Origin of the sequence: Actinosynnema sp. CS-041913 (genome assembly GCF_050942485.1) — a bacterium.
Taxonomy (GTDB): Bacteria; Actinomycetota; Actinomycetes; order Mycobacteriales; family Pseudonocardiaceae; genus Actinosynnema.
This window is the reverse complement of record NZ_CP192037.1, coordinates 8,591,863-8,605,588: the sequence shown is the minus strand read 5'-3', so window position 1 is coordinate 8,605,588 and position 13,726 is coordinate 8,591,863. Positions and strand designations below refer to the sequence as shown.

The following is a 13,726-nucleotide window of genomic DNA, read 5'->3' as shown; positions in this document are numbered from 1 at the left end:
GGTTCCGCACCATCGAGGACACCGACGAGGAAAGCGAGAAACAAGATGAGCACGCCGCTGACGGTGATCGGACTCGGCCCGATGGGGCAGGCCATGGTCGGCAAGTTCCTGGCGCACGGTCACCCCACGACGGTCTGGAACCGGACCGCGAGCCGAGCCGACGCACTGGTCGAGAAGGGCGCCACGCGGGCCGCCACCCCGCAGGAGGCCCTGGAAGCGAACAAGCTGATCGTCTTGAGCCTGACGGATTACGCCGCGATGTACGACATCCTTGGCGACCAGACGATTGCCGGTAAGACGATTGTCAACCTGAGCTCCGACACCCCGGAGCAGACCCTGAAGGCCGCCGCGTGGCTCGCCGAGCGGGGCGCGGAACTGCTGGCGGGCGGCGTGATGGTGCCCGCTCCGCTGGTCGGCGAGGAGGGCGCGTACGTCTTCTACAGCGGACCGAAGGAGGTCTTCGAGGCCCACCAGGACACCTTGAAGGTCATCGGTCGAACCGACTATCTGGGCGAAGACCATTCGCTGGCCCAGCTCTTCTACCAGGCGCAGCTCGACTACTTCCTGACCACGCTGGCCGGGATGCTGCACAGCATCGCCCTGGTCAAGACGGCCGGCGTGACCGCGGCGCAGTTCGCGCCGTACCTGCGGGACAACGCCGAATCGATGACCATGTACCTCGACGAGACGGTCCGCGACATCGACCGCGGCGAACACCCGGGCGACCTGGCGAACATCCTGATGATGGGCGCCACCGCCGACCACGTCGTCGGCGCCAGCGAGGCGACCGGCGTGGACGCCGAGCTGCCGAAGGCGGTCCAGTCGCTCTACCGGCGCGGCATCGAAGCCGGGCACGGCCGGGACAACTGGACCGCCCTCTACAACGTGATGAAGCCGTCTGCTGGCTGACGATCGTCCGACTGACCATCGTCGCTCAGACGATCACGGACCGGTGGCCTCTCCACGCCGACGACCATCGGCGCGGAGAGGCCACCGCGCATCACCGCTGCGCCAGGACCACCGACAGGCGGTGGCGATCGCCCAGACCGGTCCGGGAATGCCCAGACCGGCTAAGAAAGCTCAGACCGGGTTCAGGCCGGGGTTGCGGTCCTCCACCACGAACGACTTGAGCGTCACGGCCTCGGCCCCCGGCGTCCGCACGAACGGCAGCGTGCGGAAGTCCGCCCGCATCTCCGACGAGGAGAACCGGGTCCGCACATACCCGCGTCGGCGGCTGTGCAGCTTGATGTGCGGGTTCAACCGCAACTGCGTCTGGTCCACGGTGTCGTTGCCGTCACCGCCGGAAGTGACCGACGTGCACACCAACTCGGTGCCGACCGTCCGCGACGCCGGGTCGTTCCAGTCGGCCTTGACGTCCGCCGCGTAGTGCGCGTGCACGTCACCGGTCAGCACGACGGTGTTGCGCACGCGGGCGTCCACCCAACCGCGCGTGATGCGGTCCCGGGACGCCAGGTAGCCGTCCCACGAGTCCATGGACAGCTCCTTCTCCGGCCCGTCCTTGCGGTCGCGCTCGGCGAAGAACACCTGCTGCCCCAGCACGTCCCACCGCGACCGCGACCGCCGGAACCCGTCCAGCAGCCACGCCTCCTGCGCGGCGCCGGTGATGGTCCGGGTCGGCGAACCCGCGTCCGCGCAGGTCTTCCAGCCGTCCCCGCACGCCTGGTCGTCCCGGTACTGCCGGGTGTCGAGCATGTGGAACGTCGCCAGGTTGCCCCACCGCACCCGCCGGTAGAGCTGCATGTCGATGCCGTTGGGCCGGGCGCCGCGCCGCAGCGGCATGTTCTCGTAGTAGGCCTGGAACGCCGCCGCCCGCCGTGCCGCGAAATCCGGGTCCGGCTGCTCGGGCACCTCGTCCGCCCAGTTGTTCTCGGTCTCATGATCATCCCAGACGACCAGCCAGGGCGCGACGGAGTGCGCGAACTGGAGGTCGGCGTCCGTCTTGTACTGGGCGTGCCGCAGCCGGTAGTCGGCCAGCGTGCGGGTCTCCGGCCCGAGCACGACCCGCGCGTCGGACGCCTTGGCCGCGTACTCGTACTGGTAGTCGCCCAGGTGCAGCACCAGGTCGGGGTCGTCCTCGGCGAGCCGCCGGTACGCCGTGAAGTACCCCTCCCCGAAGTGCGCGCAGGACGCGAAGCACATGGTCAGGTCCGACCCGATCGCCCACGGCTCGGGCGCGGTCCGGGTGCGCCCGACCGGCGAGACGTGCCCGTCCACCCGGAACCGGTAGAAGTACTCGCGGCCGGCACGCAGCCCGAACGGCTCCACGTGCACGCTGTGCGCCGACTGCGGCCGGGCCAGTTCCACGCCCCGCCGCACCACCCGGCGGAACCGCTCGTCCTCGGCCAGTTCCCAGTGCACCGGCACGACCCGGTTCGGCATCCCGCCGAGGCCGTCCTCGTTCACCGGCTTGGGCGCCAGCCTGGTCCACAGCACCACGCCGTCGTGGCTCGGGTCGCCGGACGCGACGCCGAGCGTGAAGGGGTTGTCCAGCTTGGCCACGCCGGCACCCGCCGTGGCCAGGGCCACGCCGCCGATGATCAGGGAACGCCGTGTCACGGAAGTCATGCCCCAGACCGTCACCCATCAGGGTGGCGTCCAAGTGAACTGGAGCGTGCCAACAGCCGACAGCTCCACTTCTCCCACGCAGCTCGGCCGGTCGCGGCGCAGGCGGGTGAACCCGGCACCGCGCCACCCGATCGGGTGGCAGGGCTCCCTGTCCGGGGAGACTGGGAGGGGCTCGTTGAAGCGTTGGCACTCGCATGGGTAGAGTGCTAGATGCACGGCACCAGCAACCGCCCCGACCCCCGCGACGGCGGGGTGGCAGGAGCCGTAAACGCAACCTGCCAACGCTTTCGACGACCGTGGAGGTCAGCCCGGTGAGCGTGAACATCAAGCCGCTCGAGGACAAGATCGTCGTCCAGGCCAGCGAGGCCGAGACCACGACGGCTTCCGGCCTTGTGATCCCGGACACCGCGAAGGAGAAGCCCCAGGAGGGCAAGGTCCTCGCGGTCGGCCCCGGCCGGATCGACGACAAGGGCAACCGCATCCCCGTGGACGTGGCTGTCGGCGATGTCGTCATCTACTCCAAGTACGGCGGCACCGAGGTCAAGTACAACGGCGAGGAGTACCTCATCCTCTCCGCCCGCGACGTGCTGGCCGTCATCAACTGACGTTCGGCTGACACGCAGGACGCCCCGGCGACCCCACTCGTTCGCGACCGGGGATACCGGGGCGTTTCGCGCTTCTGAGAGAGGCCAGGTAATGCCCAAGCAGATCAGCTTCGACGAGGACGCTCGTCGGGCTCTTGAGCGCGGCGTGAACAAGCTCGCGGACACGGTCAAGGTGACCCTCGGTCCGCGCGGCCGGCACGTGGTGCTCGACAAGAAGTTCGGTGGGCCGACGGTCACCAACGACGGTGTGACCATCGCCCGCGAGATCGAGCTGGAAGACCCGTTCGAGAACCTCGGCGCCCAGCTCGCGAAGAGCGTGGCCACCAAGACCAACGACGTGGCCGGCGACGGCACGACGACCGCGACCGTGCTGGCCCAGGCCATGGTGCGGGTCGGTCTGCGCAACGTCGCCGCGGGCGCGAACCCGACCTCGCTCGGCCGCGGCATCCAGGCCGCCGCCGACGCCGTCGTGGACGCGCTGAAGGGCAAGGCCACCCCGGTCAAGGGCCGCGACAACATCGCCCAGGTGGGCACCGTGTCGTCGCGTGACGCGTCGATCGGCAACCTGCTCGGCGAGGCCATCGAGAAGGTCGGCGAGGACGGTGTGATCACCGTCGAGGAGTCCTCGTCGCTGGCCACCGAGCTGCAGATCACCGAGGGCGTGCAGTTCGACAAGGGCTACATCTCGGCGCACTTCGCGACCGACCTCGAAGCGCAGGAGACGGTGTTCGAGGACGCCCGCATCCTGCTGCACCGCGAGAAGATCGGCGCCCTGGCCGACCTGCTGCCCATCCTGGAGAAGGTGGCCGAGGCGGGCAAGCCGCTGGTCATCATCGCCGAGGACGTCGAGGGCGAGGCGCTGTCCACCCTCGTGGTCAACGCCCTGCGCAAGACGCTGCGCGTGGTCGCGGTCAAGGCGCCGTACTTCGGCGACCGCCGCAAGGCGTTCCTGGACGACCTCGCGGTCGTCACCGGCGGCCAGGTCATCGCCGCCGAGGTGGGCCTGAAGCTGTCCGAGGCCGGCCTGGACGTGCTGGGCTCGGCGCGGCGCATCGTGGTGTCCAAGGACAACACGACCATCGTCGACGGCGGCGGCGCGAAGGCCGACGTGGCGGGTCGCGCGGAGCAGTTGCGCCGCGAGATCGAGGCCACGGACTCCGACTGGGACCGCGAGAAGCTCCAGGAGCGGCTCGCCAAGCTGTCCGGCGGCATCGCGGTGATCAAGGTCGGCGCGGCCACCGAGACCGAGCTGAAGGAGCGCAAGCACCGCATCGAGGACGCGGTGGCGGCGACCAAGGCGGCGGTCGAGGAGGGCATCGTGCCCGGCGGCGGTTCGGCGCTGGTGCACGCGGCCAAGGTGCTCGACGGCGACCTGGACCTGACCGGCGACGAGGCGACCGGCGTCGCCGTGGTCCGCGAGGCCCTCGGCTCGGCGCTGTTCTGGATCGCGGCGAACGCCGGCCTGGAAGGCGCGGTCGTGGTCAACAAGGTCCGCGAGCAGGACTGGGGCTTCGGCCTCAACGCGGCCACCCTGACCTACGGCGACCTGCTCGAAGCAGGCATCATCGACCCGGTCAAGGTCACCCGCTCGGCCGTTTCGAACGCCGCTTCCATCGCGCGCATGGTGCTCACCACGGAGAGCGCCGTCGTGGAGAAGAAGGAAGAGGAGCCCGCCGCGGCCGGTCACGGCCACGGTCACGGCCACGGCCACTGAGCCGGCCGGCTCACCTGGCTGAACCGGCGCCGGCTCCACCAGCCGACCCGGTCCGACGAGCCGAACGACCGCCCGAAGGGGCGGCGCCCACCGGGGTGCCGCCCCTTCGGCGTTCCCGGAGCACGGACGTGGCTTCGTGACCATGAAGGCGGCTTGATGCGCCCTCCGACTCCGCGAGCGACCCGCCGACTCCGCGAGTGACCCGCTGGCCGAGCCTGGCCGAGCCTGGTCTGGGCGGGCCTGGGCGGGCCTGGGCGGGCTGGCCTGGCCGCGCCGCGTGAACCGGCCCGTCGCGCACCGTCCAGCGGTAATCGCGTCGGCCATCCGCCTCGCACGGCCACCACCCTCCTGAAGCACGTCGAAGGGGCAGGCATCCGTGGATGCCGCCCCCTCCGCGTGGCTGTCTCCCGTGCCCGCACGCGTCAGGTCAACGCCAACTGCCGCTTGCGCGCCTTGATGATGCTGTCGCGTTCGGATTCCGAGAGACCACCCCAGATCCCGTACGGCTCCTGCACCGCCAGCGCGTGTCGCCGGCACATCTCCAACACGGGACACGACAGGCACACGGCTTTCGCCCGTGCCTCCCGCCTGGCCCTCGCCGGGCCGCGCTCGCCGTCCGGGTGGAAGAAGAACGCGCTGTCCATCCCGCGGCACGAGCCGCGCATCTGCCAGTCCCACAGATCGGCGTTGGGACCGGGAAGCCTTCGGGTGTCCGCCATCGAGACCGCCTCCTTGGCCCACTGACGTGAACTGCTCCATTCGGCTTAACGATGATCCACCGTAGAACCGCGCCAAAACTTGTTCAAGGGGGTCAGGGGCAGAAATAGGGCAATTCATTCGATGGGTGATCAGTCCGCGTCACCCCAGGAGTTGCCCGTGACGTCAGGTGAACGGACGATGTCAGCGTGATGACGCCCCCCGAGCACACCGCGGCGATGCCGGACGGCGAGCGGGAAACCGTTGCGGCAGAAGACGATCCTGCGCATTCGGTGACCTTGTCGGTGGCCGCGGTCGCCCGGCGGCTGGGCGTCGCGCCGGCTACTTTGCGCACGTGGGACCGGCGGTACGGCCTCGGACCCAGTGATCACACCACCGGGCGACACCGGAAGTACGCACCCACGGACGTGGCGCGGTTGGAGCTGATGCAGCGGGCACTGCTCCGGGGGGCCTCCAGCGCCGAGGCGGCCAAGTATGCCCTCGCCACGCCGGTGCCGCAGCCACGACTCGTCGTCCGGCCGCCTGAGGTCGCGCCGGCGGTGTTGGCCGGTGGCGAGTTCGACACCGGCTCGCCGCCTGCCGGTGGTCGCGGGCTCAAGCTGCCGGGCGCCGGGCGGTTGGCACGGGGGGTGGGCCGGGCGGCGTTGGCGATGGATTCGTCTGCGGTCCAATTGTTGTTGGCCGACTCGATCGCGCAGGACGGCGTGGTCGCGACCTGGAACGACGTCGTCCGGCCGGTCCTCAGCGCGATCGCCGCGCGCTGGGAGCATTCCGGCGCGGGCGTCGAGGTGTCGCACCTGCTGGACGAGTGCGTGCTGGCCGCGATGATCCGTGCCACGCCGATCGTCGCCGAGCCGCGCAACCACCGGCCGGTGCTGCTGGCGTGCATGCCGGAGGAACGGCACAACCTGCCGCTCTACCCGTTGGCGGCGGTGCTCGCCGAGCGTGGTGTGGGCGTCCGCCAGCTCGGTGCGGCCCTCCCGCTGGACGCCCTCTCCTCCGCCGTGCGCCGTACCGCGCCCTCGGCGGTCGTGCTGTGGGCGCAGCTCCCGCGCTACGCCGATCCGGGCGCGGTGTCGGCGTTGCCGCGGACCCGGCAGCAGGTGCGGGTGTTCGTCGGCGGGCCGGGGTGGACGCGCGGGGTCGTGCCCGCGCCGGCCGAGCGGGTCAAGGACTTGGTGGAGGCGGCGGACGCCATCGAACGGGCCGTCTGCTGATCAACCATCTGTTGATCAATGATTTCGCGGACAATGGTTCATGTGGACTCCCTACGCGCGGCGGCGTTCGGCGACCGGCCCGAGGCCGATGTGCGGCACGCGGCGGCCGGCACGCCCCGGGAACGCTGGCTCGCCGCGGTCGTCCTGGGCGGCCAAGGGCACTACGCCGCCGCCGCGACCCTGCTGGGCACGCTGGTCCGGTCCGGTGATCGTCTGATCGCTTCGCTGGCCGCCTCCACCCTCGCCTCGCACCGCCGCCAACTCGGCGGCCACGCCGCCGCCCGCAAGCTCGACGCCCTGGCCCTCGCGACCCTGCCGCCGGCGAATCGTCTGGCCGCAGACAGATTGGCCGCTGACTATTCGGCTGCTGACAGTCCGGACGGCCTGGCGGGCGTGTGGGACGAAGACGGTGTGGATCTTGCCGGGGCGCGGGGTGACGCCTTGCTCGGGCTGGCGGCCGACGCCCTGGGCGCCGGCAGGCTCGGGGAGGCGCGGCGGCTGCACGCTCTGGTCGAACCGCGGAGTTGGCGCACCACCGTCCGCAAGCACTGGGTGGCCGCCGAGATCGAGCTGGCCGGTGGTCACGCGGAGCGAGCGGTCGGGCCGGCCGAGGCCGCCGTTCGGCACGCCGAAACGGCCGACGCAACGCGACACATCCTCAAGTCCCGCCTCGTCCTGGGGACCGCGTTAGTGGTGTGGGGGACACCCGAAAGCGTCGAGCGGGGCGCGCGAACGCTGTGGTGTGACCTAAATCACACTGACCGCAGAGGCCTTTTCTCGTTGTCCTGGCCGACGGCACTCGTGCTCCTGACCAGCCCTGTTGTCCGCAATCCTGCGGATAGCGAAAACGTCCGGAAATCCGCCGTCAACGCTCTGAGCTGCGTGTTACGCAGAGCTGATCCGATCAGCCGACGACTCGCGGCACACTCTCCGTGGATCCCGATGGCGCTGCTCCGTTCCGGGGAACCCCCGAACGCAGACGCTGAGACGAACTTCTTGACGGATTAAGCACCGGATCGTGTCAAGGTTCCGCCCCTAGCGTCCGATAGGGGAAGTGGAACGTCACTCGGCTGCAGGAAGGAGTCCCCGTGACCACGGTCCTTATTTGCGACGACCGGCGCAGTGTGCGGGAGGGTCTCACCCGCGTGATGTCGGCTGTCCCAGGGGTTAGCCGCATCGACTGCGTAGCGCACGGTGACGAGTTGTTGGCTCGCTTCTCCAGGCAGCCGGTCGACGTGGTGCTGGTGGGAACCCAGCGCGCCGTCCCGACCGGGGTCGAAGCGACCCGGCGACTCGTCTCGGCCAACCCGCAGGCAAACGTCATCGTGTTCGGCGCGCCGGACGACGCGGGCAGCATCGCCGCCGCCATCGCGGGCGGCGCCCGCGGCTACCTCCGCTGGGACGCCTCGCGCCCAGAGTTGGTGGCCGCGCTCGCGCACACGCTGGCGAGCACCTCCGTGCCCGCTCCGCGTCAGCCGTCGGACCCGGGGGTCCAGCTCACCGAGCGGGAGCTCCAGGTGTTGCGCGGGATGAGCCAGGGCAAGAGCAACGGGCAGATCGGGCGCGAGCTCTACCTGTCGGAGGACACCGTCAAGACCCACGCGCGCCGGCTGTTCCGCAAGCTCGGCGTCCGCGACCGCGCCCAGGCCGTCGCGCACGGCTTCCGGCGCGGTCTGGTGTCGTAACCGCCGGGTCACCCCAACCGGCACTCCTTCCTCCGGTCAGCCCGGTGACGCATGCCGTCGCCGGGCTGGTTCGTGTTCGGGCGTGTCGGCAGGTCCGGTGGGGTCTTTGGACCCCATTTGCGCACAACCAAACCCGCGACAGGTACGGTTAGTGTCACCGGTACGGGCGACGTCGATCGTCCCGTGCCGTTCGTTGTCGGTACGCCTACACGTAACACCAGGGCTGTTGTCTGCGATGACCAACTTGGGGGACGGACTGGACGCCGAAGTGGGCGCAGCCGTCGATGGCGACCGCCACGCGATCGAGCGACTGCTGGCATCCATTCGTCCCCTGGTGGTGCGGTACTGCCGCGCCCGAGTCGGAAGGCAGGAGAGGTCTTTCGCTTCGGCGGACGACGTGGCCCAGGAGGTGTGTCTCGCGGTGCTGACGGCCCTGCCCAGCTATCGCGACCAGGGTCGGCCGTTCTTGGCGTTCGTCTACGGGATCGCAGCGCACAAGGTCGCCGACGCTCATCGCTCAGCCGCCCGGAACCGGTCCGAACCGGTCCCGGAGGTGCCGGACGCCCCCGAGATGGAGGCCGGCCCGGAACAGCGCGCCATGCAGGGCGAGCTGTCGGGTCGGATGGCCCAGCTCCTGAAGATCCTTCCCGAGAAGCAGCGGGAAATCCTGCTGCTCCGAGTGGTCGTCGGCCTGTCGGCCGAAGAAACCGCCGACGCGGTCGGCTCCACGCCGGGCGCGGTGCGGGTGGCGCAACACCGCGCCTTGGCCCGCCTTCGCAAGACGTTGGCAGCGGAGGAGGTGGTCTGAGTGGCCGACCAGCACGAGAAGGGCGATGGACAAGTCGTGCGCGGACCGGATGAGAGAACCCCCCTCACTTCCGATGACCCCCAGGTGGAGCCCGGCGACGACCTCGCGGGCATCCGGGCTGATGACGCGTTGCTGGACGCGCTCGGCGGGCGTGGCCAGACCGACGCGTTGGTCGAGGATGAGCTGAACGCGCTGCTGCTCGCCTGGCGGCAGGAGGTCGACAGCCGCCCCATGGGCGAACTGGTCGACACCGACACCGCCGTGGCGACGATCGCCGCCGCCCGCCCCCTGTCACGGAGCCGGCACCGCTTCCTGATCCCGCTCGCGAGCGCCGCCGCCGTGCTGGCGATCGCGTTCACCGGGATGAGCCTGGTCGCACGCGACGCCCAGCCGGGTGACGCGCTCTGGAGCCTGACCAGGGTCCTCTACTCCGACCACGCGCGGTCGGTGGAAGCAGCCGTGAAGGTCAGCAGCGACCTGGAGACCGCCCGCAACGCGATGAGCGCGGGCCGGTACAGCGAAGCCCGCGACCTGCTGGACAAGGCGGGTGAGGTGCTGCCCTCCATCGCGGCGGACGACGGCAAGGCCGATCTGACGAAGAAGCGCGAGTCGCTGCTGCGCGAACTGACCAGCACGACACCGCAGCCGCCGAACACGCCGTCCAGCCACACGACGTCCACGACGCCGGCCCTGCCGACGGAGCCGAGCGCGCCGTCGTCCACCACGCAGTCGACGTCGACCACGGCACCCACCACGACCACCGTGCCGACCACGACGACGACCACCGTGCCGACCACGGACGGCACGGCCGTGCCGCCGCCGCCGAGCGGTGAGCCGCCCGCCGGTGAGACCCGCAGCGAACCCGGCACGAACAACGAGCCCAACGGCACGGTGTCCACCGGCTGACCGCCGGGAGTCCAAGGCTCCGACGGACTGCCCGCTCCTCGCCACGAGGAGCGGGCAGTCCCGTTCATCGGGTCGTGAGCACCGGGTCCGACACTCGCGAAGGCGAGGATTGTTGAACGATCCTCCGCAGGTTTGGCGAAGCGGGTGACGAGTGATTCGTCACACCTCGAAGGGCGCGGGGCGTCGGCTCAGCGGGCGCTCTCGGTCGCCGTCACGCCGTCCGCGTAGCCGCGGCAGTACTCCCAGCTCACGTACGAGACCGGATCCGGGTCGTAGGCGGGCTCGTGGGGACGCATCCGGCCGTCCGCCAGCAACTGCTCCAGGCTCGACCGCAGCAGCGCCCAGTCGTGGTAGTGCGGCTCCTGGCATTCGCCGCAGTCCACCACGATTCCTCTGACACCACGGGGTTCCAGCAGCGCCTGGTACACGGCGAGGTCGCTCAGGTCGCCGATCAGCTCGGCCCGCTCGACGTCGTCCATCGGCGGGTGGTCGTGGTCGTCGTCCGGAGCGCCCAGGGCCCGCGCCGGGTCCTCGGGGTCGCCCGCGAACGGGTCTGGTGGCAACGCGTCGTGCGGCACGACCACGCACGGTACCGGGCGGACCCCCGACCACGTCCAGATACCATGGGCTGAACCCATCGCCGCCTGCGGAAAACCCCTCCGCGCGGGCGGCGGGATCACCGCACGACGGAAGGCAAGCCAGCCGCCATGACCAGCGAGCTCAACGCTGACGGAGTCCCGCCCAAGTTCGCCATGCTGGGACTGACCTTCGACGATGTACTGCTGCTGCCCGCTGAGTCCGAGATCGTGCCGAGCGGCGTGGACACCAGCACCAGGCTCTCCCGCAACATCACCCTCCGCGTCCCGCTGGCGTCCGCCGCGATGGACACCGTGACCGAGGGCCGGATGGCCATCTCGATGGCCCGCCAGGGCGGCATCGGCGTGCTGCACCGCAACCTGTCCGTCGAGGAGCAGGCCCGCCAGGCCGAGACGGTGAAGCGCTCCGAGGCCGGCATGGTCAGCGACCCGGTCACCTGCACCCCCGACGACACCATCAAGCACGTCGACGACCTGTGCGCCCGCTACCGCATCTCCGGCGTCCCGGTGACGGACGGCAGCGGCAAGCTGGTCGGCATCATCACCAACCGGGACATGCGGTTCGAGGTGGACCACTCCCGCAAGGTGAGCGAGGTCATGACCAAGGGCCCGCTGGTCACCGCGCAGGTCGGCGTCTCCGCCGAGGCCGCGCTGGGCCTGCTGCGCCGCCACAAGATCGAGAAGCTGCCGATCGTGGACGGCGACGGCAAGCTGCGCGGCCTGATCACCGTCAAGGACTTCGTCAAGACCGAGCAGTACCCGAACGCCTCCAAGGACCCGGACGGCCGCCTGCTGTGCGCCGCGGCGATCGGCGTCGGCGAGGACAGCTTCGCCCGCGCGATGGCGCTGGCCGACGCGGGCATCGACGTGATCATGGTGGACACCGCGCACGGCCACCAGCGCAACGTGCTGGAGATGGTCGCCCGGGTGAAGAAGGAGCTGGGCGAGGAGGTCGACGTCGTCGGCGGCAACGTGGCGACCCGCGCGGGCGCGCAGGCGCTGGTGGACGCGGGCGCGGACGGCGTGAAGGTGGGCGTCGGCCCCGGCTCGATCTGCACCACGCGCGTGGTCGCGGGTGTCGGTGTGCCGCAGATCTCCGCGATCTACGAGGCGAGCCTGGCGTGCGCGCCGGCGGGCGTCCCGGTGATCGGCGACGGCGGCATCCAGTACTCGGGCGACATCGCGAAGGCGATCGCGGCCGGCGCGAGCACGGTCATGCTGGGCAGCCTGCTCGCGGGCACCGCCGAGGCCCCGGGCGAGCTGGTGCTGGTCAACGGCAAGCAGTTCAAGACCTACCGGGGCATGGGCTCGCTGAGCGCGTTGCAGGGCCGTGGCGAGGCCAAGTCGTACTCCAAGGACCGCTACTTCCAGGACGACGTGCTGTCCGAGGACAAGCTCGTGCCGGAGGGCATCGAGGGCCGCACGCCGTTCCGCGGCCCGCTGTCGTCGGTGGTGCACCAGCTCGTCGGCGGCCTGCGCGCGGCCATGGGCTACACCGGCTCGAAGACGGTCTCCGACCTCCAGCGCAAGCAGCTTGTGCGGATCACCGCGGCGGGGCTGAAGGAAAGCCACCCGCACGACATCACGATGACCGTAGAGGCTCCGAACTACACGACCCGTTGAGCTAGGGTCCTCTGGTTCCGCTAGCTCCACGAGAGGACGACAAAGGTGCGCGATCTGGTCGAGATCGGCATGGGCCGGACCGCGAGGCGGGCCTACGAGCTGGACGACGTCGAGATCATCCCGTCCCGCCGGACCCGGTCATCGAAGGACGTCTCGACGGCGTGGCAGATCGACGCCTACCGGTTCGAGATCCCGCTGATCACCCACCCCACGGACGCGATCATGTCGCCGGGCACGGCGGTGGCGGTCGGCGAGCTGGGCGGCTTGGGCGTGCTCAACGCCGAGGGCCTGTGGGCGCGCCACGGCGACGTGGACGAGGCGTTGTTCCGGCTGGTGCAGGCGGTGGAGGACACCGACGACCCGGCCGGCCCGGTCAAGGTGCTCCAGGAGTTGCACTCCGCGCCGGTCCGCCTGGACCTGATCGCCGAGGCGATCAAGCAGGTGCGCGAGTCGGGTGTGACGGTGGCGGTGCGGGTGAGCCCCCAGCGGGCCGCCGAGCTGACGCCGGACCTGCTCGCGGCGGGCGTGGAGATCCTGGTCGTCCAGGGCACGATCATCTCGGCCGAGCACGTCTCGCGGGACGGCGAGCCGCTGAACCTCAAGTCGTTCATCGCGGACCTGGACATCCCGGTCATCGCGGGCGGTGTCGGTGACTACCGGACGGCGATGCACCTGATGCGCACCGGCGCGGCGGGCGTGATCGTCGGCTACGGCTACACGCCCGGCGTGACCACGACGGACTCGGTGCTCGGCATCGGCGTCCCGATGGCGACCGCGATCGCGGACGCGGCGGCGGCCCGGCGGGACTACCTGGACGAGACCGGTGGCCGGTACGTGCACGTCATCGCCGACGGTGGCGTGCTGACCAGCGGTGACGTCGCCAAGTCGATCGCCTGCGGCGCGGACGCGGTGATGCTCGGCGAGCCGCTGGCGGCTGCCGCCGAGGCACCCGGCCAGGGGCTGTACTGGACGGCGTCGTCGGCGCACCCGTCAGTGCCGCGCAGCCACGTGTCGACCGGGGTGGACCAGGTGGTGGACCTGCGCAGCCTGCTGTTCGGGCCGTCGGTGGACCCGCGCGGCGTGACGAACCTGTTCGGCTCGCTGCGCCGGGCGATGGCGAAGACCGGCTACTCGGACATCAAGGAGTTCCAGAAGGTCGGCCTCACCGTCCGCGGCTGACCGTCCGGCTGACCGTCTGTCCGGCGACAGACTGTTGGGAAACTGATCGTCTGCTCTGTTAGGCAACAGAACGTTGGCCAACAGATTGTT

13 protein-coding genes are annotated in these 13,726 nt (G+C 70.5%); 10 read left to right on the top strand and 3 right to left on the bottom strand.

The genetic code is table 11. The annotated features are described in order from the left end of the window. Positions 1-45: 45 nt before the first annotated feature. Positions 46-909: an NAD(P)-dependent oxidoreductase gene (locus ACQPZF_RS38705; protein WP_433265702.1), complete on the top strand. Its 864-nt coding sequence runs from the start codon at positions 46-48 to the stop codon at positions 907-909. Positions 910-1,080: 171 nt separating this feature from the next. On the opposite strand, the gene ACQPZF_RS38700 is transcribed toward ACQPZF_RS38705, so the two are convergent. Further along, on the bottom strand, positions 1,081-2,586 hold the full coding sequence (locus ACQPZF_RS38700) for an alkaline phosphatase D family protein (RefSeq protein ID WP_433265700.1): 1,506 nt from the start codon (positions 2,584-2,586) through the stop codon (positions 1,081-1,083). 311 nt (positions 2,587-2,897) lie between these two features. Here ACQPZF_RS38700 and groES point away from each other — a divergent pair, with 311 nt between their 5' ends. Together groES and groL are read left to right on the top strand one after the other, a co-directional pair. Beyond that, the gene (gene groES / locus ACQPZF_RS38695; RefSeq protein WP_158844728.1) at positions 2,898-3,191 is read left to right on the top strand and encodes a co-chaperone GroES; all 294 of its coding nucleotides are present in this window, start codon (positions 2,898-2,900) and stop codon (positions 3,189-3,191) included. A gap of 91 nt (positions 3,192-3,282) precedes the next feature. Then, on the top strand, positions 3,283-4,905 hold the full coding sequence (gene groL, locus ACQPZF_RS38690; protein ID WP_433265697.1) for a chaperonin GroEL: 1,623 nt from the start codon (positions 3,283-3,285) through the stop codon (positions 4,903-4,905). 422 nt (positions 4,906-5,327) lie between these two features. Here the strand turns inward: groL and ACQPZF_RS38685 are convergent, their stop codons facing one another. Next, positions 5,328-5,624 carry a WhiB family transcriptional regulator gene (locus ACQPZF_RS38685; protein WP_121009691.1) on the bottom strand — a complete coding sequence of 99 codons (297 nt, stop codon included), beginning with the start codon at positions 5,622-5,624 and terminating at the stop codon, positions 5,328-5,330. A gap of 189 nt (positions 5,625-5,813) precedes the next feature. Here ACQPZF_RS38685 and ACQPZF_RS38680 point away from each other — a divergent pair, with 189 nt between their 5' ends. From ACQPZF_RS38680 to ACQPZF_RS38660, 5 genes are all read left to right on the top strand, one after another. After that, positions 5,814-6,839 carry a MerR family transcriptional regulator gene (locus ACQPZF_RS38680; RefSeq protein ID WP_433274916.1) on the top strand — a complete coding sequence of 342 codons (1,026 nt, stop codon included), beginning with the start codon at positions 5,814-5,816 and terminating at the stop codon, positions 6,837-6,839. A 33-nt stretch (positions 6,840-6,872) separates the two neighbouring features. Beyond that, positions 6,873-7,847 (top strand): hypothetical protein, encoded by a 975-nt coding sequence (locus ACQPZF_RS38675; RefSeq protein ID WP_433265695.1) that lies wholly within the window; start codon positions 6,873-6,875, stop codon positions 7,845-7,847. Positions 7,848-7,927: 80 nt separating this feature from the next. Then, positions 7,928-8,524, top strand: a complete 597-nt coding sequence (locus tag ACQPZF_RS38670; protein ID WP_015805222.1) for a response regulator transcription factor — start codon at positions 7,928-7,930, stop codon at positions 8,522-8,524. A 235-nt stretch (positions 8,525-8,759) separates the two neighbouring features. Then, on the top strand, positions 8,760-9,332 hold the full coding sequence (locus ACQPZF_RS38665) for a sigma-70 family RNA polymerase sigma factor (protein ID WP_433265693.1): 573 nt from the start codon (positions 8,760-8,762) through the stop codon (positions 9,330-9,332). Between the two features lie 84 nt (positions 9,333-9,416). Continuing rightward, positions 9,417-10,238 carry an anti-sigma-D factor RsdA gene (locus ACQPZF_RS38660; RefSeq protein ID WP_433265692.1) on the top strand — a complete coding sequence of 274 codons (822 nt, stop codon included), beginning with the start codon at positions 9,417-9,419 and terminating at the stop codon, positions 10,236-10,238. 188 nt (positions 10,239-10,426) lie between these two features. Here ACQPZF_RS38660 and ACQPZF_RS38655 read toward each other — a convergent pair whose 3' ends face one another. After that, on the bottom strand, positions 10,427-10,876 hold the full coding sequence (locus tag ACQPZF_RS38655) for a DUF5319 domain-containing protein (protein WP_433265690.1): 450 nt from the start codon (positions 10,874-10,876) through the stop codon (positions 10,427-10,429). A gap of 69 nt (positions 10,877-10,945) precedes the next feature. Here ACQPZF_RS38655 and guaB point away from each other — a divergent pair, with 69 nt between their 5' ends. Both guaB and ACQPZF_RS38645 read left to right on the top strand, forming a co-directional pair. Further along, positions 10,946-12,457, top strand: coding sequence for an IMP dehydrogenase (gene guaB / locus ACQPZF_RS38650; protein WP_433265688.1), 1,512 nt, complete (start codon positions 10,946-10,948; stop codon positions 12,455-12,457). A gap of 45 nt (positions 12,458-12,502) precedes the next feature. After that, positions 12,503-13,636, top strand: a complete 1,134-nt coding sequence (locus ACQPZF_RS38645; RefSeq protein ID WP_433265686.1) for a GuaB3 family IMP dehydrogenase-related protein — start codon at positions 12,503-12,505, stop codon at positions 13,634-13,636. Positions 13,637-13,726 lie beyond the last annotated feature (90 nt).

Coding starts and splice junctions, on each gene's coding strand:
- ACQPZF_RS38705 (WP_433265702.1), top strand. CDS start 46: ATGAGCACGCCGCTGACGGTGATCGGACTCGGCCCGATGGGGCAGGCC.
- ACQPZF_RS38700 (WP_433265700.1), bottom strand. CDS start 2,586: ATGACTTCCGTGACACGGCGTTCCCTGATCATCGGCGGCGTGGCCCTG.
- groL (WP_433265697.1), top strand. CDS start 3,283: ATGCCCAAGCAGATCAGCTTCGACGAGGACGCTCGTCGGGCTCTTGAG.
- ACQPZF_RS38685 (WP_121009691.1), bottom strand. CDS start 5,624: ATGGCGGACACCCGAAGGCTTCCCGGTCCCAACGCCGATCTGTGGGAC.
- ACQPZF_RS38680 (WP_433274916.1), top strand. CDS start 5,814: ATGACGCCCCCCGAGCACACCGCGGCGATGCCGGACGGCGAGCGGGAA.
- ACQPZF_RS38675 (WP_433265695.1), top strand. CDS start 6,873: ATGGTTCATGTGGACTCCCTACGCGCGGCGGCGTTCGGCGACCGGCCC.
- ACQPZF_RS38665 (WP_433265693.1), top strand. CDS start 8,760: ATGACCAACTTGGGGGACGGACTGGACGCCGAAGTGGGCGCAGCCGTC.
- ACQPZF_RS38655 (WP_433265690.1), bottom strand. CDS start 10,876: ATGGGTTCAGCCCATGGTATCTGGACGTGGTCGGGGGTCCGCCCGGTA.
- guaB (WP_433265688.1), top strand. CDS start 10,946: ATGACCAGCGAGCTCAACGCTGACGGAGTCCCGCCCAAGTTCGCCATG.